We start from the raw sequence: 1,395 nt of genomic DNA, 5'->3' as shown, positions 1-1,395 counted from the left end.
GTCCATTTGAGTACGGTGGTTGGCGAAAGAGGATTGGATGATTTTGCAGCGGTGTCTTTGGAGAGCGCCCGAAGCGCATCTATTGCTGACGGAGTGGATTCCGATATGTACAAGACCATATCCGTTGTTGGCAGAGCTATAACAAGGAGACCTTGCTGAGCATTTGCAAGAGATGCCCACTGAGAAAGAATGGCGACGCGGCCGACCTCATACACACTACCTGGAATAGCTCCAATCTGCCCGTTTCCGACGGGCTTCGCACTGTCAGCGAGAGGTTTCAGTGTGGCTTGCAGATTCTCACCACCAAGTTCAAATAGCTGATTCTGTGATATGTTGAGCTTTCTCAGGTCGCGATCATCAAGCGGTCTCACCGCGCGCGGCGTATCGAGCACGGCTACCGATACCAGCCCTTCAACGAGTGGTTTCGCCTGAAGCGTCGGGCCATCACTACCCAAAGATTCCTGCGCTCGCTTGATATATTCGCTTGACCGGACAACGAGGCGCACTGAGCTTTTATCTACCGGCGCATTCTGTTGTTTTAGCACTTGCGCCACACCCTTGGCATACCGGTCGATTTCGGATACGCAACCAGAATTATTAGAGCGGCAAAAACCGAAAACCCTCTCTAGATTGGCCTGCGAGGCGCCAACCGACAATGTAAGTGGCCCCTTTATTGAGACAGGCGTGTCGCCAACCTCGCGCCGTACTGCTTGTGCGGCAAATTCAGTAAATGTCTGTTCCTCCATTGGTATGGCTTGGGCTGCGGCTTCAACTGAGAAGAAGGCCAACAAACTTGCCGATACTGCACATGCTTTGTTCAAAACTAGCTCCCTTGCAAATTGATGACGCTGAAAGACGCCGAAAGTTCGACGTGAGCTGTCAGGCTGTAGAGCGAAGGCAATATGCCGTCAAGAAAATTGAACACTTGGTCACGGCGCGGTTCATCCCGCAACATCGGCGCCTGACTTTACAAACAAGCCGGCAGCGCCGCTGGCCGTCATGAACGCAAAGATTGGCCAGAGTACTCCCTGGCCTGCAGATTCAGAAACGATAAGCGCGAGGCCGGCGGCACTTACGCCCAGGCCAATGCATAAAACGAAGCCGTATCGCCGCATTCTGAAGACACCGATGGAGGCGATGAGGCAGCCCACTCCGAACGCGACGATGGCAGATAGCATTCCAAAGAACATGGGTGAGTTGGGTTCGGCCTGGATGATAGCCGCGCTCCCGACAAGGACCAGCAGTACTCCAGAGAGTGCCAGGAGTGCTGCGAATAGCTTTGCAAGCATGAGGTAGGGAAGAAGGAGCCTAACGTGAAGATGACCGGACCACCAAAACCCGGGGCGAAGCCGCCTCCTGCTGTTGTGGATCCGTGTCGATTGACATGTTATGCAT

Annotated in this window: 2 protein-coding genes; both read right to left on the bottom strand. The window is 53.8% G+C overall.

The genetic code is table 11. The features are described 5' to 3' along the window. On the bottom strand, positions 1–821 hold an 821-nt coding region (locus tag AC1DWI_RS23180), incomplete at its 3' end, for a DUF1444 domain-containing protein (RefSeq protein ID WP_477725921.1). Between the two features lie 120 nt (positions 822–941). Next, positions 942–1,395: hypothetical protein (locus AC1DWI_RS23175; protein ID WP_477725920.1), on the bottom strand; the 454-nt coding region annotated here is incomplete at its 5' end.

Source organism: Polaromonas sp. P3_C2, assembly GCF_056402675.1.
This window is presented reverse-complemented; position numbering and strand designations above follow the sequence as displayed.